The 22804-nt window shown below is 71.2% G+C and carries 19 protein-coding genes; 11 read left to right on the top strand and 8 right to left on the bottom strand.

Going from position 1 to position 22804, the window contains the following annotated elements:
• Positions 1-51: 51 nt before the first annotated feature.
• The 6 genes from ACZ79I_RS34990 to ACZ79I_RS34965 all read right to left on the bottom strand — a co-directional run bounded on the left by ACZ79I_RS34990 (position 52) and on the right by ACZ79I_RS34965 (position 8045).
• Positions 52-3384, bottom strand: coding sequence for a lectin (locus ACZ79I_RS34990; protein ID WP_471503011.1), 3333 nt, complete (start codon positions 3382-3384; stop codon positions 52-54).
• 345 nt (positions 3385-3729) lie between these two features.
• Positions 3730-4932 (bottom strand): PAS domain-containing sensor histidine kinase, encoded by a 1203-nt coding sequence (locus tag ACZ79I_RS34985; protein WP_471503009.1) that lies wholly within the window; start codon positions 4930-4932, stop codon positions 3730-3732.
• A 36-nt stretch (positions 4933-4968) separates the two neighbouring features.
• A complete protein-coding gene (locus ACZ79I_RS34980; RefSeq protein WP_471503007.1) occupies positions 4969-5988 on the bottom strand; it encodes a SpoIIE family protein phosphatase in 1020 nt (339 codons plus the stop codon).
• 28 nt (positions 5989-6016) lie between these two features.
• On the bottom strand, positions 6017-6445 hold the full coding sequence (locus ACZ79I_RS34975; RefSeq protein WP_471503005.1) for an anti-sigma regulatory factor: 429 nt from the start codon (positions 6443-6445) through the stop codon (positions 6017-6019).
• On the bottom strand, positions 6442-6828 hold the full coding sequence (locus tag ACZ79I_RS34970; protein ID WP_471503003.1) for an STAS domain-containing protein: 387 nt from the start codon (positions 6826-6828) through the stop codon (positions 6442-6444). Before ACZ79I_RS34970 ends, ACZ79I_RS34975 begins: the two co-directional genes overlap by 4 nt.
• Positions 6825-8045: a PAS domain S-box protein gene (locus ACZ79I_RS34965; protein WP_471503000.1), complete on the bottom strand. Its 1221-nt coding sequence runs from the start codon at positions 8043-8045 to the stop codon at positions 6825-6827. The genes ACZ79I_RS34970 and ACZ79I_RS34965 overlap by 4 nt, the downstream gene beginning before the upstream one ends.
• Before the next feature lie 414 nt (positions 8046-8459).
• Between ACZ79I_RS34965 and ppk2 the strand changes: the two genes are divergently transcribed.
• Entirely contained in the window at positions 8460-9263 is an 804-nt protein-coding gene (ppk2, locus tag ACZ79I_RS34960) for a polyphosphate kinase 2 (RefSeq protein ID WP_471502998.1), read from the top strand.
• A gap of 67 nt (positions 9264-9330) precedes the next feature.
• Here the strand turns inward: ppk2 and ACZ79I_RS34955 are convergent, their stop codons facing one another.
• Complete coding sequence (locus ACZ79I_RS34955) at positions 9331-9921, bottom strand: DUF6461 domain-containing protein (protein WP_471502996.1); 591 nt, start codon at positions 9919-9921, stop codon at positions 9331-9333.
• A gap of 290 nt (positions 9922-10211) precedes the next feature.
• On the opposite strand from ACZ79I_RS34955, the gene ACZ79I_RS34950 reads away from it, so the two are divergent.
• The 10 genes from ACZ79I_RS34950 (at position 10212) to ACZ79I_RS34905 (ending at position 22112) form a co-directional block, all read left to right on the top strand.
• Positions 10212-10610, top strand: a complete 399-nt coding sequence (locus ACZ79I_RS34950) for a hypothetical protein (RefSeq protein ID WP_471502994.1) — start codon at positions 10212-10214, stop codon at positions 10608-10610.
• A gap of 392 nt (positions 10611-11002) precedes the next feature.
• Positions 11003-12559 (top strand): Re/Si-specific NAD(P)(+) transhydrogenase subunit alpha, encoded by a 1557-nt coding sequence (locus tag ACZ79I_RS34945; protein WP_471502992.1) that lies wholly within the window; start codon positions 11003-11005, stop codon positions 12557-12559.
• 5 nt (positions 12560-12564) lie between these two features.
• The gene (gene pntB, locus ACZ79I_RS34940; protein WP_471502990.1) at positions 12565-14031 is read left to right on the top strand and encodes a Re/Si-specific NAD(P)(+) transhydrogenase subunit beta; all 1467 of its coding nucleotides are present in this window, start codon (positions 12565-12567) and stop codon (positions 14029-14031) included.
• Between the two features lie 172 nt (positions 14032-14203).
• Positions 14204-14680: a hypothetical protein gene (locus ACZ79I_RS34935; RefSeq protein ID WP_471502988.1), complete on the top strand. Its 477-nt coding sequence runs from the start codon at positions 14204-14206 to the stop codon at positions 14678-14680.
• Positions 14681-15034: 354 nt separating this feature from the next.
• The gene (locus ACZ79I_RS34930; protein WP_471502986.1) at positions 15035-15379 is read left to right on the top strand and encodes an ArsR/SmtB family transcription factor; all 345 of its coding nucleotides are present in this window, start codon (positions 15035-15037) and stop codon (positions 15377-15379) included.
• On the top strand, positions 15376-16425 hold the full coding sequence (locus ACZ79I_RS34925; protein WP_471502984.1) for a permease: 1050 nt from the start codon (positions 15376-15378) through the stop codon (positions 16423-16425). The genes ACZ79I_RS34930 and ACZ79I_RS34925 overlap by 4 nt, the downstream gene beginning before the upstream one ends.
• Before the next feature lie 55 nt (positions 16426-16480).
• Entirely contained in the window at positions 16481-16723 is a 243-nt protein-coding gene (locus tag ACZ79I_RS34920; RefSeq protein WP_471502982.1) for a thioredoxin family protein, read from the top strand.
• Between the two features lie 548 nt (positions 16724-17271).
• Positions 17272-19497: an MMPL family transporter gene (locus ACZ79I_RS34915; RefSeq protein WP_471502980.1), complete on the top strand. Its 2226-nt coding sequence runs from the start codon at positions 17272-17274 to the stop codon at positions 19495-19497.
• A gap of 411 nt (positions 19498-19908) precedes the next feature.
• Positions 19909-20397: a DUF2231 domain-containing protein gene (locus tag ACZ79I_RS34910; RefSeq protein WP_471502978.1), complete on the top strand. Its 489-nt coding sequence runs from the start codon at positions 19909-19911 to the stop codon at positions 20395-20397.
• Between the two features lie 107 nt (positions 20398-20504).
• Positions 20505-22112, top strand: a complete 1608-nt coding sequence (locus ACZ79I_RS34905) for an FAD-dependent monooxygenase (protein ID WP_471505401.1) — start codon at positions 20505-20507, stop codon at positions 22110-22112.
• Between the two features lie 58 nt (positions 22113-22170).
• Here ACZ79I_RS34905 and ACZ79I_RS34900 read toward each other — a convergent pair whose 3' ends face one another.
• On the bottom strand, positions 22171-22611 hold the full coding sequence (locus ACZ79I_RS34900; RefSeq protein WP_471502976.1) for a TetR/AcrR family transcriptional regulator: 441 nt from the start codon (positions 22609-22611) through the stop codon (positions 22171-22173).
• Positions 22612-22804 lie beyond the last annotated feature (193 nt).

The following is a 22804-nucleotide window of genomic DNA, read 5'->3' as shown; positions in this document are numbered from 1 at the left end:
GCCCGGGTTCCGGAACCGGCCCGCGACCGCCGGTCGTGCCCGCAGTGCCCTTTACCGGCCGAAGCCGTAGGAGAACAGGTGGTCGGTGCCCGTCGAGCCCGTCACCGGCAGCGTGACCGACGCCACCTGCTTGGACGGATCCAGCGGGACCTTCGTGGCGAAGACGTAGGTCTTGACGTTGTCCCGGCCCCCGCTCCCGGTGTTCCGGTAGGCCGTGGTGACGGCCGTGGTGTCACCGGCCAGCGGCTTGCTGGACCCGGCGTTGAGCGTCCAGTCCGAGAAGCCGACCGTCGCCTTCGAGACGCTGCCGTCGGTGTAGGTGACGGTCAGCGTGCCCGAGACCCCGCTGCCGTCGGTCGGCGCATTGGTCGCCGTGCCCAGCAGACCCAGTGACGCGCCCGACGTTCCGGCCGGCATGGGGATGGTCTGGCCGGCCATCTCCAGGTTGTCCGGCTGGCCGGACGTCACCGTCGGCCAGGTGTAGGAGATGCCGTCGACCGTGAGGGTGGAGCCGCTCGTCACGCCCGCCGCCGACAGCGCGTTCTGCGAGAACGCCCAACCGCCGCTGTCGAAGCCGCCCGAGAAGCCGGCGCCGTCGGGGTAGATGCCCTCGTTGGTGTCGTACGGCCACAGCGCACCGGCCTTGGCCACGGCCACGCGGAGCGTCGCCCCGCCCAGCGCCGCACCGGTGCTGTGACCGGTCAGTTCGAAGGTGACCGGGAACGCCCCCTCGCTCGCGCCCGCCGTCACATGGACCTTCGACTCGGCGCTGCCCGAGGCGGCCACCGTCAGCGAGCCGGACGCCGTGTCCAGCGTGACGCCGGAGGGCGCCGTGGCCTTCCAGTCGACCGTGACGGCCTTGCTGCCGAGGTTGGCCAGATCGAGTGTGGCCTCACCGGACGCGCCGGGCTGGAGCACCAGGCCGTCGCTGGTGGGACCGGTCGCGGCCAGCACCCGGTCGCCGCCCGTGGTGTCCGACGGCGGCACCGCCGACGGGCCGGACGCCCAGGAGGTGTTGGGCTCGGTGCCGAGCGTGAAGTCCATCGAGCCCGCGCCCTTGAACTGCCGGTACGTCAGCCAGGAGGTCTTCCACTCCCTGCCCTTGACGTCGAGCGACTGCACGTACGGCGCGTCGGGCGCGGCCTGCGGCGCGTTGATCCGCACCGTCCTGCCGCCGCCGAAGGTCACCTGGGCCACCGGGAACACCGGACTGCCGAGCACCAGCGTGTCCGTACCCGGGGTCTGCGGGTACATGCCGAGCTCGGACCAGACGTACCAGGAACTCATCGCGCCGAGGTCGTCGTTGCCGAACGAGCCGACCGGAGCGTTGAAGTACAGGTCCTGCTGGGCCTCGCGCACGGCTGCCTGGGTCTTCCACGGCCGGCCCGTGTAGTCGTACTCCCAGGGGATCTCCACGCTGGGCTCGTTGCTCAGATCGGCGTCGGTGTTGCCGGGGTGGGTGATGTTGTCGAGGAGGCTGTCCAGGAAGGACGTGTACGCCTGGTCACCGCCGCGTGCCTGGATCAGCTGCCGCAGGTTGAACGGGACCATCGGCGTGTACTGGGCCGACGTGCCCTCCACGAAGCCGTTGGAGGTACCGGGGGTGAAACCGCCCGCGAACCGGCCGTCCTTGTTCTTCCCCTGCATGTAGCCCGTCTGCGGGTTGAAGACGTTCATCCAGTCCTGGGCGCGGGCGGCGAACTTCTCGTAGACGGCGGTCCTGCCCAGCGACTTCGCGAAGGCGGCCAGGGCATAGTCGGCGGAGTCGTACTCCAGCTGTGTGGAGACCGGGCCGTAGAAGTTGCAGCAGCCGTAGTCGTTCTCGTCCAGCGGGAGATAGCCCTTCGCGTCCCGCACCGACTCGCCGGGGCGGTCGTTGTTCGGGGCGGTGGCCTCGTGCTGCAGGGCGGCGAGCGCCTTGTCCGTGTCGAAGCCCGTCGCGCCGAAGGCGTACGCGCCGCCGATGATGCCGGCGGCCGGGTCACCGACCATCACGTAGCTCTCGCCGTTGTTCGAGGCCCACTTGGGCAGCAGCCCCGTCTGGTCGTAGCCGTTGAGCATCGAGGTGACGACATCGCCGGCGACCTTGGGCTCGACCATCGCCATCAGCTGGGTCTGGGAGCGATAGGTGTCCCAGCCCGAGTAGTTGGCGTACTGGGCCTTCTGCCCCCTGGTCAGCTTGTGGATCTGGTTGTCCATCCCCATGTACCGGCCACTGGCGTCCGAGAAGACGTTCGGGTGCAGCAGCGCGTGGTAGAGCGCGGTGTAGAACTGCACCTGCTGGTCCGGTGAGCCGCCGCCGATCCGGATCTTGTTCAACACCGCGTTCCAGGCGCGGTGGTTGGCCTGCACGACGGCGTCGAAGTCCCACTTCTTGATCTCGGTGGCGAGGTTGTCCGCCGCGCCTGCGTCATTCGTGTACGAGATGCCGACCTTCGCGCTCACCGTCGGGCTGGAGGAGGTGTCGAAAGTCAGGTACATGCCGTTCGCACCCGTCGTGGGGGGCTGGGCGGCCTTGCCCGCGGTGGACGGGCGGGGCGCGGTGCGGGCGCTCGGGGCCGGGGAAGGTGTGCCGGGGGCCCGGTGACCGCTGCCATGGATCGTCGGGGACGGCAGCGCCGGGACGGTGAAGTGCTTTTCCTTCAACGGGGCCGGCTCGGGCGTCTGCGGGGGCCGGCGGACCTTGCCCGCCTTCAGCGACGTCGCGCCGGGATGGACGGTGCTGCCGACCCAGGTACCGCTCGCGGTGAACGGCCGGTCGAACATGATGTCGAAGTGCAGCGTGTACCTGTTGCCCGCGCCGCAGAAGTGACCGCTGTCGATCGCGCCGCTGATCTCCTTGCCGTTCACCACCTGGACGCGGGTCCCGTCCACCTGCGTGGCGCCCCCGCTGAGTTTGAACAGCAGGTTCGCCTGCCGGCCCGCGGGGAACGTGAAGCGCCCCAGGCCGGCACGCGTGGTGTCGGTCAGCTCGGTCCTGACCCCGTTCGCGTCGGTGACCTTGTAGTACCCGATGCCCGCCTGCTCGTCGTCGTGGCCGAAGCCGACCGATGCGGTACCGAGGTCCCCCGGCAGCGCCCCGGTCATCGGCAGGACGGGCAGGTCGCCCGCGACGGGGCAGCCGGGTCCCGAAAGGTGGGTGAGGCTGAAGCCGGAGATGTGGTCGTCGTCGTACTCGTAGCCGCCGCCGTCAGCGCGGTCGGGCGTCGTGTCGGGACCCCACTGCACCATGCCGGCCGGCATGTCGGGGCCGGGAAAGGCGTCCACCGCACCGGAGGTGCCGATGAGGGGGTTGACGAGGGACGCGGGGTCCTTCACGAAGGCCGGCGTCGCGGTGCCCGCGGCATGGGCGCTCCCGGCCGCCGGAAGCGGAAGGGCGGCCATGCCCAGGACGCAGACCGCGGCCAGGCGTTGGAGGATTCTCTTACGATCACGTGGCGCAGCTGAACGTCGGGGTCTCACCATCGGTTACCTCCGCAGCGGTTCGTGCTTCGCACATCAGGTGTCGGCGCGCCGGAAGACGCCGGGACGCCGGCGACAGGCAACGGTTCCGGTCGCCTCCACGGCCTGACAACGTTGCCATGCACGAGTGTCGAGTGAAACGCGTGTGCTTACGGCGTGTCAACGACGTCAACAAGACTTTCTGAGCGCGAAGTTCACCGACGGGGAGGTTCGGCACCCACGGGACCGACGCGTGCTCCGGCACTCGCCGACAGCGCACGGCGCGGTTCAGCAGGGAGTGCGGAACGAGCCCTCGGCGCTGAGGGGGATGCGCCAGCACAGGCGCGTGCCGCCGTCGGGGCGACCGGTCACCTCGAAGGTGCCGCCGAGCCTCTCCGCACGGCGGAGCAGATTGGTCAGGCCGCTGCTGCGGGTGACGGCCGGGTCGATACCGCGGCCGTTGTCGCAGATGTCCAGCAGCAGTTCGTCTCCGGCGCGGACGGTGACCCATGCGGCGGAGGCGTGGGCGTGGCGGGCGATGTTGGACAGGGCCTCGCGTACCACGGCGAGCAGGTGGGCGGCCGTCTCGTCGGGCAGCGCGGCATCGACCGGGCCGTCGAACTCGACGGCGGGCGCGAAGCCGAGCCGGTCCTGGGCGGCGGCCGTCTCGTCGAGGACCTGTGCGCGCAGGCTGGCCGCCTTCTGGACGGGCTGGTTGAGGTTGAAGATGGTGCCGCGCAACTCCCGGATGGTGGCGTCGAGTTCGTCGATGACCTTGTGGATACGGTCGGCGGTGTCCGGCCGGGTGAGGCGGGCGGTGATGCTCTGCAGCGCAAGCCCTGCGCCGAAGACCCGCTGGATAACCATGTCGTGCAGGTCCCGGGCGATGCGCTCGCGATCGGCCATCACCTCGCGGTCGGCACGTGCGGCCGCCAGCTCGGCCTGGGCCGTGAGCTGGTGGGTGATGTCCCGGACGACGGTGGTGAACCCGATCAGCGCCCCTTCCCGGTCACGCATCGGTGACACCGTGACGGCCACGTCCACGCCGGTGCCGTCGGCGCGGTACCAGCGGCTCTGGTAGGGGTCGGCGTGCTCCTGGGACCGGATGTGCTCCACCACGGCCCGGAAGGCGTCGAAGGCCGCCTCGGGCATGAGGGTGCCGATCGTCTGGGCGACGACGTCCCGCTCGGCGTGTCCGAACAGCCGCTGGGCGCCCGGGTTCCAGGTCTGGACGAGGAGGGAGGGACCGACCGAGATCATGGCGTCGTCGGAGGAGGAGACGATGGCCGCGAGCCGGGCCTCGGCCCGGCGGGCGGCCTCCAGTTCGGTGTGCAGTGCGATCAGGCCCCGGTTGGTGTCGTCCAGTTCCTGGCTCACTTCGTCCACCAGCCGCGCGCGGCGCTCCAGCGCGGCCAGCCGCTCGGCCGTGCCGCTCGTGGCGTCGGCGTCGTGTGTGCCGTCACCGATCCGCGGACCGCGCACGCCCTCCATGCCTGACCCCCCTTCACCTGGTGTCGGAAACCGCGTTCATGATGCCACGGCGTCGTTCTGGCGGACCACGAGCACGGTGGCGTCGTCGGTCGGGCGCGCGTACTCGCGGTGGAGTACGGCGGCGATGACCGCCGGATGGTGGCCCAGCAGGCGAGGGTGGCCCTCCAGGCTCCAGGTCGAGCGGATCCCGTCGGAGACCAGGACGAGGGTCGAACCGGGCTGCCACGGGGCGTGCTGGAGGCGGAGGGCGGGGAGGGGGAGATGGGTGCCGAGGCTGCCGGGGCGGTCCAGCAGGTGGACGGGCCGGCCGCCGGTGACGACCCGGCCGGTGATGTTGCCCACGGCAGCGTAGGCGAGTTCGCCGCGTTCGGGATCGATCAGGCAGGCGCCCGCGACGCCGCCCCGGGTGCCGCGCATCGCGGCGTGGGCGTCGCCCATGAGCCGGCCGAGGTCGGTGACGGGGGTGTGCTCGAACGCGGCGATCGAGGCACGGGCCGCCACGGCGGCCGCGGGGCCGTGCCCGAGGCCGTCGACCACCAGGGCAGCCGCCCGGCGCCCGGGCGCGACCGCCCAGGCGTCCCCGGACTCGCCGTCTCCGCCGAGGGGGACGTTGACGGCACCGGAACGCCACCCCATGGGCATGTCCGGCACGGGGGCGCCGAGCCGGGTGTAGACGACGGTGCCGCTGCGTGTGGAGTACCAGTCGAACTCGGCGGCGTTGCGCCGCACGACGTTCAGCCCCGCTCCCAGCCCGGTGCTGCCGTACGGGGTCGGGGACGCGGTCGTGTGCGTCCGCGGGGCGAGCGCTGCGGCGGTCATCCCCGGGCCGTGGTCGACGGAGATCAGCTCGATGCCGTCCCCCGCCTTGCGGGCGAGGACATAGCCACGCGGGTGGGCATGGCGGAGCAGGTTGGTGCCCAGCTCGGTGGCGACCAGTTCGGCCACGCCCTCGCGCAGCGCGTGCTGTCCGGCGGCCATTCTGGCCACGGCCCGGCGCAGGGCGCCGATGTCCTCCTCGGCGCCGATCACATGGCAGCGGTGTTCGGCCTCGCTCACCGCCGCCCGGCCCTCCTCGTCCTCACCGTCACCGCTGCCACTTCACGATCACCACGGTCGTGCCCGAACCCACCACGGAGGTGAGGGTCATGTCGTCGACCAGCCTCCGCGCCCCCGGCAGGCCCAGTCCGAGGCTGCCCCGGGTGCTGTAGCCGTCGGTCAGCGCGGCGTCGATGTCGGCGATGCCCGGCCCGTCGTCGGCGAACGTGGCCCGTACCCCGAGCCGGCCCTGCCGGTACACCTGTTCGACGCTCATCCGGCCGCGGCCGCCTGTGGCGTAGTAGAGGATGTTCCGGGCCAGTTCACTGCCCGCCGTGATCAGCTTCGTCGCGTCCACCAGGTTGAGCCCCACCGTCTCCGCCTCGTTGCGGAGCACCTTGCGCACCCAGATCAGATCGGTCTCGTCGGCGATGTCGAAAACGGACGGCTCCCGGTCCGCCACGGCACCGGCGGTCACAGCCGGTCCGTACCGGCGTCGGCCCGGCGCAACCGGTCCAGCAGGGCCAAGCCCTGCTCGGCGTTGAGCGCGGTGTCCAGATGCCCCATCTGAACACCGAGTTCCACCAGGGTGATGGCCACGGCCGGCTGGATCCCCACCACGGCCGCCTGCGCCCCCAGCAGCCGTACCATCGCCACGATCCGTGCCAGCACCCGGGCGATGAACGAGTCGACCAGGCTCAGCCGGCTCACGTCGATGAGCATGCCCGACGCGCCGGTGCGCGCCACCTCCCGGGTGAGCTGCTCCTCGATCTGGACCACCGTGGTGTCGTCCAGATCGCCCTGCAACGCCACCAGCAGCGTGTCGCCGATCTTCATGACCGGCACCACGTCCTCGGTCACCGCTCCTCCCCGGAAATCAGCGCCCGAGTGGCCGTCGCCGCGGTCCCGGCCCGCTCGGCCAGCACCGCCAGGGCCAGTTGCAGCGCGTCCTGCAGGGTGCTGCGGGAGCGCAGGCGCCCCATGTCGATGCCCAGGTGCACCATGGACTGCGCGGTCTCCGGCCGTACCCCGCTCATGATGCTCACCGTCCCCATCAGCGCCGCCGCCTGCACCGTCTTCAACAGGTGCTGGGCGACCTGGGTGTCGATGGTGGGTACCCCGCTGATGTCCAGGATGGCCACCTCGGCCTGGGTCTGCGCGATCTTCTCCAGCAGGCCCTCGGTCAGCCGGGTGGCCCGCAGCGTGTCCAGCGTGCCGATGATCGGCAGTGCCAGCACCTTGTCCCACACCTGGATCACCGGCGTGGACAGCTCCAGGATCTCGTCGCGCTGCCGCAGCAGCCGCTGTTCGGTCTCCCGGCGCTCGGTGACGTCCCGGATCGCCGCCACCACCAGCCGTCCGTCGGCGGTCTCCATCGGGCTCAGACTGATCTCGACCGGGAACTCGGTCCCGTCCCGGCGCATCCCGGACAGCTCCAGCCCCGCCCCCATCGGCCGCAGCCGCGGATCGGCGAGGAACCCGTTGCGGTGTCCGACGTGCCGGTCACGGTACCTGGGCGGCACCAGCACCTCGATCTCCCGGCCCACCAGCTCGGACCGCTCGAAGCCGAACAGCGCCTCCGCCTGCCGGTTGACCAGTACGATCCGCGCGTCCTGACCCACGATCACCATCGCGTCCGGGGCCGACTCCAGCAGACCGTGGAACATCGACTCGGTCCGCGCGCTCTCCGTCACGTCCCGCAGCACCTTGACGAACCCGGTCACCGTCCCGTCCGCGCCGCGCACCGGTGTCAGCGTGACCTGGGCCAGGAACCGCTCGCCGCCCCTGCGGACGCGCCAGCCCTGGAACTCCCGCCGCTCGTCGTGCCGGGCGCTGTCGAGTTCCTGCTCCACCAGGCCGGCCTCGCGGTCCTCCTCGGTGTGCAGCACCGACACCGACCGCCCCACCATCTCGTCCGCCGTGTAGCCCGTCATCGCCTCGGCGCTACGGCTCCAGCGGACGACCTCCCCGCCCGGCCCCAGCTTGACGGCGGCGTGGTCGGTGACCGCGTCCAGCATCGCCTCGAGATCCCGCAGGCTCGCCTGCGGATCCCCGCCGCCGCCCAGTGGCGTCGTCATGCCCTGCCCCGCCCTTCGCTCATTCATCCCAGGCCGGGCCCCCGCCCTGGTCGGTGCCCTTGATCCGGCCAGGCCGATGCTACCCGGCCCGGCCGACGGGTAGTCGGCCCACCTGGGACACCGCAGGGACCAGCGTTTCGAACCTCCGGCCGCGACGCCACGCCGGAGCCGGTGGGGCCACGGGAGGCTGTGCGGGGGGCGGTCGGCCTTGACCGCGGGCCCCACGGGGCGTGGGTGTGCCGTACCGGCCGAAGACCTCGTCCGCGGTGCGGGTCGACCTGGGTGAGCGCGGCGCCGAAGGCGCGGGCCGGGGCGTACCGTGGTCGCCGGACGGCACGGTCGGCGTGGCGTCCCGGTGTTCAGATCGGCTCCGGGCCGGGTGCCCCCGGTGAGTCGTCGCGAGGTGGAGGCGGCATGGCCGGCAAGAAGGCGGCGAAGCTGCCGCGCGAGGTGTACGAGAAGGAACTGCTGCGCCTGCAGACCGAGTTGGTGAAACTGCAGGAGTGGGTGCGTGCGGCGGGCGCCCGGCTGGTCGTGGTCTTCGAGGGGCGCGACGCCGCGGGCAAGGGCAGCACCATCAAGCGGGTCACCGAGTACCTCAATCCGCGCGTGGCGCGGATCGCGGCGCTGCCCAGACCGACCGAGCGCCAGCGCACCCAGTGGTACTTCCAGCGGTACGTCGAGCATCTGCCGGCCGCAGGGGAGATCGTGCTGTTCGACCGGTCCTGGTACAACCGGGCCGGTGTCGAGCATGTGATGGGCTTCTGCACCAAGGAGGAGCACCGGCTCTTCCTGCGCCAGTGCCCGATCTTCGAACGGATGCTGGTGGAGGACGGGATCCTGCTGCGCAAGTACTGGTTCTCGGTGAGCGACACCGAGCAGCAGGAGCGGTTCCGGCGCCGCCTGGAGGACCCCGTGCGGCGCTGGAAGCTGTCCCCGATGGACCTGGAGTCGATCACCCGCTGGGAGTCCTACTCCCGCGCCAAGGACGAGATGATGGTGCACACCGACATCTCCGAGGCCCCGTGGTTCGTCGTGGAGAGCGACGACAAGCGGCGTGCGCGGCTGAACATGATCGCCCACCTGCTCGGCTCCGTGCCGTACCACGAGGTGCCGCCGCCGGTGCTGGAGCTGCCGCAGCGGCCGCCGTCGACCGGCTACCAGCGCCCGCCGCGCGATCTGCAGACCTACGTCCCCGATCACGCCGCAAGCCTGTGAGCGGCCGTCACCCGCTCACTCGCCCACCGCCTCGACCCCCTGCTCCGAGTGCACCCGCTTGAGACGTTCAGTCCGGCAGCGGACGCAGCCTGCCGCTCCACCGCTCGTCGTCGGCCTCCCCAGGCATCGTCAAGCGGATGCCGAAAGCGTTCTCCACCAGCCCCAGGACGCTGTGGAGCGGCGCAACCTGGCCCGGGACGAGCCCGAGGGGCCTCATGACCTCGTCGAGCCTTCCCGGCTCCTGCCCAGCCGGCTCGATCGCCTGGAGGGTGTGGAAGTCGACGATGATCTCGCCGTCCACCGCGTACTTGAACCAGTGCATCGGCTTCTCGTTGTAGTGCAGCGCGACGGCTTCGGTCCCCGCGGAGACAGCACTCAAGATCCGCTCGTCGAGTCCGTGCATGCCGCCCTGCTCCCACGCCCACGTCCAGGCGCCGTCGATACCGGTGGTGACGACTGGTTCGTCATCGTCGAAGACGTCGTCGCCGAAGTCGTCCGACAGGTCCGTGCCGTCGCGGAGCGCCACCGTCGTGCGGTCCGCCCCCATGCGGGTCAGCAGCTCCTCAGGGGGCAGATCCCGCACGAAGGTCAGTGTGTAGAAGGGAATGTCCCCCTCTCGGAACACGTTCAGGCCGCGGTCACCAGCTGTACTCGTCATGAGGCGGATGCTGCCACCCCCCACTGACACTCCGCCCCAGATCCCGGTCCCTGCCGGATCAACTGCATCGGACCCCTTGTTCCGCGTTCCACGCCGATCGCGCCGATCACGCCGATGTCCGCGAGTCCTTCCCGCGTCCGCGCCGAGCGGCGGGGCCGGTCGGCCCTCCGTCCGTCCGTCCGTCACACCGAGGCCGCACGGCCCAGGTGCCGGGGCCTGACAGCCCTGGACCGGCTCCGGTGATCCCAGCAGGCTGAAGCCGCTCACAACGACCAGAAGGAGCGGAGCACATGAACGTCAAGCAGCCCGGCACCCATGTGAACCCCACCATCGCCGTGCGGGTACGGGCGAAGAGCGATGTGGACGAGGGCGCACTCGCGTACGTGCGGGAGAAGGTCCATGCGATCCTCGACCGGCCAGGGGTTCCTGCCGTCAGCGGTGAGGTGAAAATCACCAGGGCGGTGGCGCACCACGCCGAACAGCCGTGGTCGGCCCAGGCCGAGCTCGTCGTGGGGAACACCCTCGTCGTGGTGCATGCACGGGAGGCGACGGCACACGAACTGGCCGACCGGCTGCAGGACCGGCTGCGCGGTCAGCTGAACCGTGCCCTGCACCGCGGGGATGAGGACCGCAGGTCGGCCACCCCGCCGCCGTGGCGCGGCGGGCGCGCCGCCGGCGAGGACGACTGAGCTGTTCGGATGGTTGTCGGGGGTGGTGACGCGCGGTGATCCCCGCCGCAGGCCGGCGGAACCCGGTATGCGGTACGCGGTACGCGGTCAGCAGACGCGGAGGGTGGCGGGCTGACCGTGGAGCGGCGCCGCAACCCGGCCCACGAGGGCCGTCGCCGACCGCGATCGGGGCCGCGGCGGGGGTGGAGTGGCCCGGCTGCCGGGGCTCCTGGTCCGGTCCCACGCCGTCCGATCGTCCTCGGCCGGTACCACAAGGTGAAGCACATCACGGTCTGCTCGCGTTGGCCCACACCCGACTGACGGGTAGGTTCCAGCGATCAAGGGCGAGGACATCGTGACTTCCCCGTCGCGGATTCTCCTTTTCGCACCCTCCTCTGACGAGAGATACCAACATGTCTGCTCAAGAACCCTCACACGATCCCCCCCAGCGCCTCGGCGTGGTGGCCGAGTCCGTCTCCGGGGAGACGCGGGTCGCGGCGACCCCGGCGACGGTACGAGTGCTGCTGGGCCTCGGTTACGAGGTCGTCGTCGAGTCCGGGGCCGGCGAGGCCTCCGGCTTCACCGACCAGGCGTACGTCGATGCCGGGGCGGGGATCGGCGAGGCGTGGGACGCGGATGTCGTCCTGAAGGTGAACGCCCCCTCCGACACGGAGATCCCCCGGCTGCGAGAGGGCGCGACCGTGGTCGCCCTGCTGGCCCCGGCGCAAAAGCCCGAGCTGCTTCAGTCGCTCGCCGATGCCGGGGTGACCGCCCTCGCGCTGGACGCGGTGCCGCGCATCTCGCGGGCGCAGTCGATGGACGTGCTGTCGTCGATGGCGAACATCGCCGGCTACCGCGCGGTCATCGAGGCAGCGCACGTCTTCGGGCGGTTCTTCACCGGCCAGGTCACCGCGGCGGGCAAGGTACCGCCGGCGAAGGTGCTGGTGGCCGGCGCGGGTGTGGCCGGTCTCGCGGCGATCGGCGCCGCCTCCAGCCTCGGTGCGATCGTGCGCGCCACCGACCCGCGGCCGGAGGTCGCCGACCAGGTGAAGTCGCTGGGCGGCGAGTACCTGCCGGTGAACGCCGCCCAGGAGGCGAGCACCGACGGCTACGCCAAGGCGACCTCCGCCGACTACGACCGCGCCGCCGCCGCGCTCTACCACGAGCAGGCCGAGGACGTGGACATCGTGATCACCACCGCGCTGATCCCGGGCCGGCCGGCGCCGCGCCTGCTGACGGCCGAGGACGTGGCCGTCATGAAGCCGGGCAGCGTGATCGTCGACATGGCCGCCGCGATGGGCGGCAACGTCGCGGGCACCGTGCCGGGGCGGGCGGTGGTGACCGACAACGGCGTCACCATCATCGGCTACACCGACCTCGCCTCCCGGCTGCCCGCCCAGGCCTCGCAGCTGTTCGGCACCAACCTGGCCAACCTGATCAAGCTGCTCACACCCCACAAGGACGGGCAGCCGACGATCGACTTCGACGACGTCGTACAGCGGGCCGTGACCGTCGTGCGGGACGGGGAGGTCACCTGGCCGCCGCCGCCCGTCGCGGTCTCCGCCGCGCCCGCCGCGCAGCCCGCGGCCGCGCCCGCGGCACCCGAACCGAAGCAGTCGAAGCTGACGCCTGCGTGGCGCTTCGGACTGATCGGGCTCGGGATGCTCGCCATGTTCCTGCTGGTGGCCTTCGCTCCCGCGCAGCTCGCGGAGAACTTCACGGTGTTCGCGCTGGCGGTGGTGATCGGCTACTACGTCATCGGCAAGGTGCACCACGCGCTGCACACGCCGCTGATGTCGGTGACCAACGCGATCTCCGGAATCGTCGTGATCGGCGCCCTGCTGCAGATCGGCCACGAGAACCGGATCGTCACCGCGCTGTCCTTCGCGGCGATCCTGCTGACGAGCGTCAACATCTTCGGAGGTTTCGCCGTCACCCGCCGCATGCTGTCCATGTTCTCGAAAGGCTGAACGAGATGACCTCCATGACGGCCTCCCACGCGGCCGACCTGGTCGCCGCCCTGTTGTTCATCCTCAGCCTGGCCGGCCTGTCCCAGCACCGCACCTCCCGCGCCGGCGTCGTCTACGGCATCGCGGGCATGGCCCTGGCGCTGGTCGCCACGGTCGTGGTGGCGGCGCAGAGCGTCACCGCCGGCGTGGTCGCGCTGATCGTGCTGGCGATGGCGCTCGGCGCGGCGACGGGCCTGTGGCGGGCCCGCCGGGTCGAGATGACGCAGATGCCCGAACTGATCGCGGTGCTGCACAGCTTCGTCGGCCTCGCCGCGGTGCTGGTGGGCTGGAACAGCTACCTGGAGGTGGAGTCGCACGGCACGGCGCAGACCCGGATCGGCGCCGACCTGCTGGGCATCCACCACGCCGAGGTGTTCATCGGCATCTTCATCGGCGCGGTCACCTTCACCGGCTCGATCGTCGCGTTCCTGAAGCTCTCGGCGAGGATCAACTCCCGTCCGCTGGTCCTTCCGGGCAAGAACGCGCTGAACCTCGGCGCGCTCGGCGCCTTCGCCGTACTGACGGCCTGGTTCACGATCACCCCGAACCTGGCGCTGATGATCGCGGTGACCGTGCTCGCACTGGCTCTGGGCTGGCACCTGGTCGCCTCGATCGGCGGCGGCGACATGCCCGTCGTCGTCTCCATGCTGAACAGCTACTCGGGCTGGGCGGCGGCCGCGGCCGGCTTCCTGCTCGACAACAACCTGCTCATCGTCACGGGCGCACTGGTCGGCTCCTCCGGCGCCTACCTGTCCTACATCATGTGCAAGGCGATGAACCGCTCCTTCATCTCCGTCATCGCGGGCGGTTTCGGCATCGAGGCGCCGACCGGCCGTGAGGAGGAGCAGGGCGAGCACCGTGAGGTGCGTGCCGCGGAGGCCGCCGAGATGCTCGCCCAGGCCCGCTCGGTGATCATCACCCCCGGTTACGGCATGGCCGTGGCCCAGGCCCAGCACCCGGTCGCGGAGCTCACGCGGCAACTGCGCGAGCGGGGCGTCGAGGTCCGCTTCGGCGTCCACCCGGTCGCCGGGCGCCTGCCCGGGCACATGAACGTGCTGCTGGCCGAGGCGAAGGTGCCCTACGACATCGTCCTGGAGATGGACGAGATCAACGACGACTTCGCCGACACCTCGGTCGTGCTGGTCATCGGTGCGAACGACACCGTCAACCCGGCCGCGACCGAGGACCCGGGCAGCCCGATCGCCGGCATGCCGGTGCTGCGGGTCTGGGAGGCCGAGCAGGTCATCGTCTTCAAGCGCTCCATGGCCTCCGGCTACGCGGGCGTGCAGAACCCGCTCTTCTTCCGTGAGAACAGCAGCATGCTCTTCGGCGACGCCAAGCAGAGCGTGGAGGAGATCCTGCACGCGCTCAGCACCGACAGCCGACGCGAAGCGGCCCCGGCGGCACGCCAGGCGACGGCGGCCGGCCACTGAATGAATCCTCTGGCATCGGGGGTGCCATGGGACGACGTCCCCGTCGGCGCCGAGCCGGGCGGCGGGTTCGACGAGATGCCGGCGGTGGCCGCCGTCCACCCGGACCTTGCGGGTCGTGGGACGGACGGCGGCCACCCGGTCGGTCAGGGGCGGTTGCGGCCGCCCGGGCGGGATGCCTGACGCGGCTGGTTCGCCGTCTTGCCTCCCGTCCGAGGCGGCCGGACCGCAGCGCCGCGACCACTCCGCCGTCGACCAGCAGGTCGTTGCCGGTGACGAAGGTGGCGTCCGGCCCCAGGATGGCGAGCGGACAGGCGCCCTGAGGGCCCAGCGTGCCGGCGTCGATGAAGGGCGGGCCGGGCAGGCCGTCGGCGGGAGTGTGCGCCAGGGCCTGTTCCTGCTCGGCGCTCAGCGCACCGGACGGCAGCATGTATCCGGCCATGCCGGCGATCACCGCGCCCGCACCCCGGGGAGCGATCACCCTGCCGAACTCCTCCAGGACCAGCGTGGTGCCGAGCAGATCCACCCGGAGGATCGCGGCGGCGGGAGCCTGCACCGGGGAGAGCCCGGCGGTGTGCACGGCCTGTGTGACCGGGCCGAGTTCCGCGGCAGCCCGCTGCGCGCCCCCGGGCCCCGCACCGCGCGGCCCTGACACGGCCATCAGGGGCGGCCGGGCCTGCTCCCAGGGGCGGACGGCCCCGCGAACCGGGTACGCACCGGGTCACGGACCCGGCGCCGGCCGGGGACCCCCGAGGCGGTGCGGCCGAGAGCCTTGAATTGAACGCCGGCGCCGTGACCTTGTCGCGGTGAACGCGGTCGGCCGGTGGCCGAGCCACCCCGCGGAAGAGCAATTGCTCAACCCGATTCGATATGACGCTTCATCCCACGCCTTCCTGGTCCACGTCCGGTCGAGCCGCACCGCCCAGCTCCTCGTCCCGCCGCAGGTCAGCGGCCAGGTTCGACAGCCCCGTTTGACGTGCATCGACGGTCGCTCTACATTTCAAATGTGACTGATTCAAAATCGCTTGAATCGATGGCGGTGGACGCGCAGGCCGACACGACCCTGGCGGTGGCCGCCTCCGTTGCCCTGCTGCAGACGGTGGCCGACCCCGTCCGCTGGGCGGTGCTCCAGCAGCTCGCCCAGGGGCCGGCATGTGTCTGCAACCTCCAGGAGCATGTACCGGTCCAGGGCAACCTGCTCAGCTACCACCTCAAAGTGCTCCGCGAGGCCGGTCTGGTGACCACCAGCCGTCGGGGTCGCTGGGTCGACTACGCGCTGGCCGGTGACGCACTGGCCCGCCTGCACGCGGCCCTTCCCGGCCTGCCCGCCCCGGGACAGGTGCGGCCGTGAGCATCACCGAGCGTCTGCCCGCCTCCAACCGCAGCCGCGCCCTGGCCCTGGTCGGCGCCGCGGCCGCGTGGATCTTCGCCTACTCCGTCAACGGCTGGGTGTGGGACCGTCTGCTCTACGACGTCGTCGGCATGAAGGCCACCGCCCGGCTGACCGAGACCATCCATTTCTTCGGCTATGACTCGGTCAAGATCATCCTGTTGCTGGTGGGCATCATCTTCGTCGTCACCGTGCTGCGCTCCTACATGAGCATCGAGCGCACCCGTGCGCTGCTCGGCGGCAAGCGCGAGGGCGTCGGCAATGTCATGGCCGCCGTGCTGGGCATCGCCACCCCGTTCTGCTCCTGCAGCGCGGTGCCGGCGTTCATCGGATTCGTCGCCGCCGGCGTACCGATCGGCGTCACCCTGAGCTTCCTGATCGCCAGCCCGCTGATCAACGAGATCGCCGTGGGCATACTCTTCACCATGTTCGGCTGGCAGATCGCCGCCCTCTACATCCTTTCCGGCCTGGCCGTGGCCGTCACCGCCGGCTTCGCCCTCGGACGCCTCGGCGTACAGAAATGGGTCGAACCGTTCGTGTTCGAAACCCGGCTGGGCGGGCAGGTCATCGACTCCACCGCAGGTCTCAGCTTCGCCCAGCGCCTGCAGATGGGCCGCGAGGAAGTCGTCGGCATCCTGCGCAAGATCTGGCCCTACCTGCTCATCGGCATCGGGTTGGGAGCCGTCATCCACGGCTGGGCACCGGCGGACTTCTTCACCCGCTACGCCGGAGCCGGCAGCGCCTTCGGCGTGGTGGTCGCCGTCGTCATCGGCGTTCCGTTGTACTCCAACGCCGCGGGCATCATGCCCCTGGTCCAGGTGCTGCACGAAAAGGGCCTGCCCATGGGAACCCTGCTCGCCTTCATGATGAGCGTGGTCGCCCTCTCGCTGCCCGAGATGATCCTGCTGCGCCGCGTCCTGAAGCCACAGCTGCTGGCCGCCTTCGCGGTCGTGGTGGCCGTCGGCATCATCGGCGTGGGCTACCTGTTCAACGCCGTTCTCGCCTGACCGCCGGCCATCCGGCTCACAGATCCGCCACCACCCTCCCGAAAGGAAATCTCTCGTGATCATCAAGGTTCTCGGCCCGGGCTGCGCCAACTGCCACACGCTCGAACGCATCACCCGCGAGGCCCTCGACGCCCTCGGTCTGGACGCCACGATCGAGAAGGTCACCGACTACCCCACCATCGTCGGCTACGGCATCATGAGCACTCCCGGCCTGGTGGTCGACGAGAAGGTCCTCGTCTCCGGCCGCGTCCCCGCCGCCGCCGAAGTGCGCGAACTCCTCGCCGCCGCCAACCGCTGAGCGCCCCCGCCCCGCACGGCCGCACCGCCCCGCACGGCCGCACCGCCCCGCACGGCCGCACCGCCCGGCAGGGCCTCGCCGTGGAACGGTGGCGGAGGGGGCTCCCCCCGTTTGTCGCACTGCCGCAGGGCCCCGTCGGCGCCCTCACACCCGATTCGTGAGGAGCCTTCAGGGGCCCGCGGTGCGGTGTTCCCGAGGGTCGGCCCATCCCGCGTACGATCACGAGCGGAGGAGCCGCGGCAGCACCCCAGTCGCCGACTATTTCATCAGCTACTTCATCAGCCGCCATGGACGGCGAACGGTTCCGGGCCGGGTGCGGGTCCCGGGCTCCCCGGCCCCACTGCTGTGCACATCCAGGAATTCATCACGGTTGAGATCGTAGGTGCGGCAAGACGAGTCTGTCCTCGTACTTGCTCCCTCAGCGGGACCGTTCCCTGCGCCTTCCGACCCGCAACCGCCTGTCCTCGAAGCTCCTGGCCAAGCCGTCTGACGGGGATGCGTCACGGCGACAGGGCAGGCTCCCGCTGGTCCTGACGATGGAGGCTGGCGTGCTCTCTGCCCTGGCTCGCTTTTCGGTGCGGCACCGATGGTGGGTGATCGCCGTCTGGCTGCTGGCCGTGATCGGATCGGCTCTCGCCGCGCGTACGGCCGGCGGTTCGTTCAACAACGATCTCACGCTGGAGAACACCGACTCCCAGGCCGCCTACGACACCTTGCGCGAGCGGTATCCCGAGCTGTCCGGGGACGGGATGCAGGTGGTGATCCACAGTGACTCGGGCGTGACCTCGGCGAAGGTGAGGGCGGCCGTCACGGACGCCGTCACCGCGGTGCGTGACTCGAAGGACGTGGCGATGGTCCAGTCGCCGTACGGGCCGGGGCCGGCCATGGTGTCCGACGACACGCGCACCGCCATCGCGACCGTCCAGTTCACCGAGCGGGCCAAGGACGTCGCGAAGGAGTCGGTGGAGGCCGCGCAGAAGGCGTTCGACCCGGTGCGGAAGGCGGGCGCGCAGGTCGAGTACGGCGGCGCGGTGCTCCAGGGCGAGCACGGACCGTCGGGGAGCGAGGCGATCGGCCTGGCTGCCGCGGTTCTGGTCCTGCTGGTGGCCTTCGGGTCGGTCTTCGCCATGGTGGTGCCGCTGCTGACCGCCCTGTTCGCGCTTGCCCTGGGAATGTCGGTCCTCAACGTGGTCGCCGGGGTGACCACGATCGGCACCTCCGGCCCGGTGGTGGCGGCCATGATCGCTCTCGGTGTGGGGATCGACTACGCGCTGCTGGTGGTCACACGGCACCGGGAGAGCATGCACGCAGGGCACTCCCCCGAGGAGTCGATCCCGATCGCGCTGTCGACTGCGGGCCGGTCGGTGCTGGTGGCGGGCGCCACGGTGATCGCGGCGATCCTGAGCCTGTACCTCATCGGCATTCCCTTCGTCTCCGCCCTCGGTCTGGCGAGCGCCATCACCGTGGCTGCCACCCTGCTGGCGGCGATCACCCTGCTGCCGGCCGTGCTGGCCGTCTTCGGCTCCAGGCTGGACCGCTTCCGCGTACGGCGGCTGCGGTTCGATCACGGCGCGGGCCGGGTCAGCGGCTGGCACCGCTGGACCGGCCTCGTCCAGCGACGCCCCTGGCCCTATCTCCTGGCGTCCGCCGCCGTACTGATCGCCATGGCCCTCCCGCTGTTCTCGCTGCGCCTGGGTACGGCCGACGGCGGGTCGGCGTCCAAGGACAGCACGGAGCGCCGGGCGTACGAGCTGGTCGCGAAGGGCTTCGGCTCGGGCTGGACCGGCCCTTTGGTGGTGACCGCGCAGTTCGGGGACCAGGAGCCGAAGGCAGGGGTGAAGCGGCAGGCAGCCACGCTGCGCACCGAGTTGGAGAACGCCGAAGGGGTGCAGGAAGTACGGCCGCCGCGGCTCGACGGGACCGGGACCACTGCCGTCTACACCGTGGTGCCCAAGGGTTCGCCGGATGACAGGTCCACCGAGCAGCTGGTGCACCGTCTGCGGGAGGATGTGCTCCCCGCGGCCGCGCCCCGCGCCGAGGCGCACGTCGGCGGTTCCACCGCCACCGCCATCGACCTTGCCGACCGGCTCGGCAGCCAGATGGCCTGGTTCATCGCCTTCGTCGTGGGGCTGAGCTTCCTGCTGCTCACGGTGGAGTTCCGCTCGCTCGTCGTGCCTCTCAAGGCCGCGGTGATGAACCTGCTCTCTGTGGGAGCGGCGTACGGCGTGGTGGTCGCGGTCTTCCAGTGGGGCTGGGGTGCGGGGCTGCTGGGCGCCGAGACCGGGCCGGTGGAGTCGTTCGCGCCGGTCATGCTCTTCGCCGTCCTGTTCGGGCTGTCCATGGACTACGAGGTGTTCCTGCTCAGCCGGGTGCGGGAGGAGTATCTGCGGACGGGGGAAACCGGCGCCTCCGTGCGCAACGGCATCGCGGCCACCGCCCGCATCATCACCGCCGCCGCGTCGGTGATGGTCGTGGTGTTCGGCAGCTTCCAGCTGAACGACCAGCGGACCGTCAACCTCTTCGGCTTCGGCCTGGCCGTCGCGATTGCCATCGATGCCACCCTGGTCCGGCTCGTTCTGGTCCCCTCCGTCATGGCGATCCTCGGCAAGAGCGCCTGGTGGATGCCGCGACTGCTGCAGCGGTTCCTGCCGCATCTGCCGGGCGAGGCGACGGCGGGCGGACAGCCGCATCTGTCTCTGTGCGTCGCGGACGACGAATCGCCGCCGGCCGCAGACCGGGGGCGAAGCGAGCAGGCTTCGCAGCCGCAGGGCTGACGGAGGTCCTCAACCGCACCTGTGACAACTGAAGTTGTCGCGCCGCCCGGGAGGCCGGCCCTCCCCAGACATCTCCCGGACGTCTCCCGGACGTCTCCCGGACGTCTCCCGGACGTCTCCCGGGCGGCACGCGAGGACGGCCCGTCGCGGGGTCGACGGACGGTGGCTCCGCCGGCGACCGGTGCCGTGCCGAGGAGTGAGTCGTGCCCAGCGACACCCACCCGTGTCACCGGGCGGCGCCGAACGCGGGCACAGGACGCCGCCGGACTCCGCCGCAGATGCCCCGTTCCCGATCCACCGCTGGCGGGCCCTCGTCGTCGCACCACCGCCGTCGTCGACGGCCGGACGCCACCCCGGTCACCGGCCGGATCCCGCTCTCTCCCACGACTCACCGAACCCACGGAGGACGCGTTGCTCGACACGCTCTTCGGTCTGCCGGCCCACCCCCTGATCGTCCACGCCACCGTGGTCGCTGTGCCCGCCGCCGCCCTGACCGTCGCGCTGGCCGCGCTGTGGCCGCGCTTCCGGGCGCGGGTGGGGGCGCTGCCCCTCCTGCTGAGCCTCACGGCCCTGGTCCTGGTTCCCCTCACCGTCAAGTCCGGCGAGTCACTCGCGCGGCGCGTACACCAGACCGGTCTGGTACGGCGGCACACCGACCTCGGGCACGATCTGCTCCCGTGGACGATCGTCCTCACGGTAGGCGCTTCCGCTCTGTTCTGGCTGGCCCGGCGGGAAGCCCGTCCCCGGGGCGCGGAACGGACCGCCGTCTCCCGCCCCTTCGCCGTGGTGCTCGTCCTCCTCGCGCTGACGGGTGTGGCCGGCAGCAGCGTCCAGATCGCCCGGATCGGCCACAGCGGCGCCGATGCCGCCTGGACGAAACCGTCGACCGGTAGGGGCTGACGTTCACATGCCCACGAACCGGCGCGACTTACCGCAGACATCAAGAAGTCTCATGATCTACGGCGAATACCTGCAAGACCAACCCATGCGAGGAGACGACCGTGTCCATGGAACCCGCTCATGAGTACGACATCCCGGGTGTTCCGGAGGCGGAGCCGGACGGGGAGCACCGCACCGACCTCGACGTCCTGGTCATCGGCGCCGGCCCCACGGGCTTGACCGCCGCCTGCGAGGCCGTACGCCACGGCCTGACCGTGCGTATCGTCGACCGCAAGCCGTGCCGCTCCACCTTCTCCAAGGCGCTGGTCGCCCATGCCCGCACCATGGAGATCTTCGAGACCATGGGCGTGGCCGACCGGATCCTGGCTGAAGGCACCCGCTTCAGGGCACTCAACGTGCACACTGCGCGCCGCGGCCCGGTACGCGTCGATCTGCTCGGCCTGCCCTGGGGCGACACCGACTATCCCTTCTGGCTGTCGATCCCCCAGTACGCCACCGAACGCGTCCTCGAAACGCACCTCACCCAAAGGGGCGGCAGGATCGAGTGGGGAGTGGCCCTCAAGGAAGTCCGCGACGACGGCAGCCGTGTCCACGCCACGCTGGAACATGCGACCGGCAGACATGAGGTGGTGCGCGCACGGTGGCTGGTCGGCTGCGACGGAGGGCGCAGCCGGGTCCGGGAGGCGGTCGGCCTGCGCCTCGACCGCTCGGACACCGGAGCGACATTCGTCCTGGCCGACGTCAAGACCACGTCGGCGCTCACCGAGGACGAGGGGCATGTCCATCTCGCGCCGGAGGGCCTGCTGCTCATCGTGCCGATGCCGGAGCCCCGCCGGTGGCGCATCATCGCGCACGTCCCCCGGGCGGGGAAGGATGCGCCCCTGATCATCGACGAAGCCTTCCTCGACGACCTGATCCGGCGACGGTCGGGGATCGCATTCGGCAGTCACAACGTGACCTGGACATCGGAATTCCGGCTCAGCCAGGGCCTTGCCGACCACTATCGCCGGGGACGGATCTTCCTCGCCGGCGACGCCGCCCACATCCACAGCCCCGTCGGCGGCCAGGGACTCAACACCGGGGTGCAGGACGCCCACAACCTGATGTGGAAGCTCGCTGTCGCCGGGCGGGCGGAGAGCGACACGGCCGACGGGCTGCTCGACAGCTACGAAGCCGAACGGCGGCCGGTCGCCCACGCGATGGTGCGCGGTACAGCCCGTGCCACCAGCGCACTCACCACGCGCAAGGGCCTGTCCCGCGCCCTGCTCGGCATCGTCGCGCCCACGGTCCTGTCCCGTCGCCCCGTGCAGGCGCGGTTCGGGCGCGGTGTGGGCATGCTCGACATCGCCTACGACCCCGGGTCACCGGCCGCAGGCACGGACGGCGCCCCCTTCGCAGTCGGCCGCCGCATGCCCAACCCCCGGCTGCGCAGCGGCGGACGGCTCCATCAGCGGCTCGCTCCGCTCGGTTTCTCGTGGGTCGCGCGGGGACGCGCCGGCGAGGGGCATCCGGATTCCGGCGACCCGCAGTGGGCGGGAATCCCCGTGCTCTTCCTCCCCGACGAGGACCTCGTCGGCCTGCCCTGGCCGGCCGGGGCAGCCCCTGTTGTACTCGTCCGCCCCGACCGCCACATAGCGGCCACCGGCCGGACCCCGGCATCCGTTCTCTCGGCGGCGCAGACCCCGGTGCTGCTGTGTGCGGCCCTCTCCGGCTGACGGGCGAGGAGACCGGCCGGGGTCCCGTCTTGTTGGACGGCGATGGCCCGGCATTCCTTCAGCCGGGCCGCCGGGCCGGCCGGCAACCCGGCCACGGGGGGCCTTGGAGCCGGGCTATTTCATCAGCCGCCGTAGAGGCGAACGGTTCCCGGCGGAGGACGTAGCGGGTGACGACGGGGCCGGCGACGTGTGCGCAGGACCCGCCGGCGCGTTCGCGGTCGTCCCCGCCGTCGCGTTCGCGGGCGTCCCCGCCGTCCGGGCGGCTGTCTCGTCGGGGATCCCCCGCTCCACCGTCTCCCTCACCAGGGCGGTCACGGCCTGGTCGTACGTGGCTTCGGCAACAGAGCGGGCGGGTCGCGCAGGGCCCGCTGGGGGAAGGTGGCCGGGTCGCCTTCCGCGGTACGGGCGAGGGTCTCGGCGGGGTTGACGGCCGGGGCCGGGGCCGCGCCGGACAGGTCCTTCCTGGAGCCGGAGCATGAGCTGGCCGAGCGACGTCCACACCGCCTCGGCGGCGCCGGCACGCAGGGTGACGGCCTGGTGTCCGCCGGGGAGGAAGCGGCGGCGGGCGACATCGAGGATCTGTGCGCGCGTATCGCGCTTCCGGGCCCTCGTCCCCCGCACCCAGGAATTCATCATGGTTGATATTTCATGGGCGGCCACACGAGGCTGTGCCGGTACCCGCCCCCGAACGA

It is taken from the genome of Streptomyces sp. PSU-S4-23, assembly GCF_055632315.1.
Note: the sequence above shows the minus strand (reverse complement) of the source record. Positions and strands in the feature narration are given on the sequence as shown.

Bases quoted from the DNA above. Each gene is read 5' to 3' on its own strand.
- ACZ79I_RS34990 (WP_471503011.1), bottom strand. From the start codon at position 3,384: ATGGCCGCCCTTCCGCTTCCGGCGGCCGGGAGCGCCCATGCCGCGGGC.
- ACZ79I_RS34985 (WP_471503009.1), bottom strand. From the start codon at position 4,932: ATGGAGGGCGTGCGCGGTCCGCGGATCGGTGACGGCACACACGACGCC.
- ACZ79I_RS34965 (WP_471503000.1), bottom strand. From the start codon at position 8,045: ATGACGACGCCACTGGGCGGCGGCGGGGATCCGCAGGCGAGCCTGCGG.
- ppk2 (WP_471502998.1), top strand. From the start codon at position 8,460: ATGGCCGGCAAGAAGGCGGCGAAGCTGCCGCGCGAGGTGTACGAGAAG.
- ACZ79I_RS34955 (WP_471502996.1), bottom strand. From the start codon at position 9,921: ATGACGAGTACAGCTGGTGACCGCGGCCTGAACGTGTTCCGAGAGGGG.
- ACZ79I_RS34950 (WP_471502994.1), top strand. From the start codon at position 10,212: ATGAACGTCAAGCAGCCCGGCACCCATGTGAACCCCACCATCGCCGTG.
- ACZ79I_RS34945 (WP_471502992.1), top strand. From the start codon at position 11,003: ATGTCTGCTCAAGAACCCTCACACGATCCCCCCCAGCGCCTCGGCGTG.
- pntB (WP_471502990.1), top strand. From the start codon at position 12,565: ATGACCTCCATGACGGCCTCCCACGCGGCCGACCTGGTCGCCGCCCTG.
- ACZ79I_RS34935 (WP_471502988.1), top strand. From the start codon at position 14,204: ATGCCTGACGCGGCTGGTTCGCCGTCTTGCCTCCCGTCCGAGGCGGCC.
- ACZ79I_RS34905 (WP_471505401.1), top strand. From the start codon at position 20,505: ATGGAACCCGCTCATGAGTACGACATCCCGGGTGTTCCGGAGGCGGAG.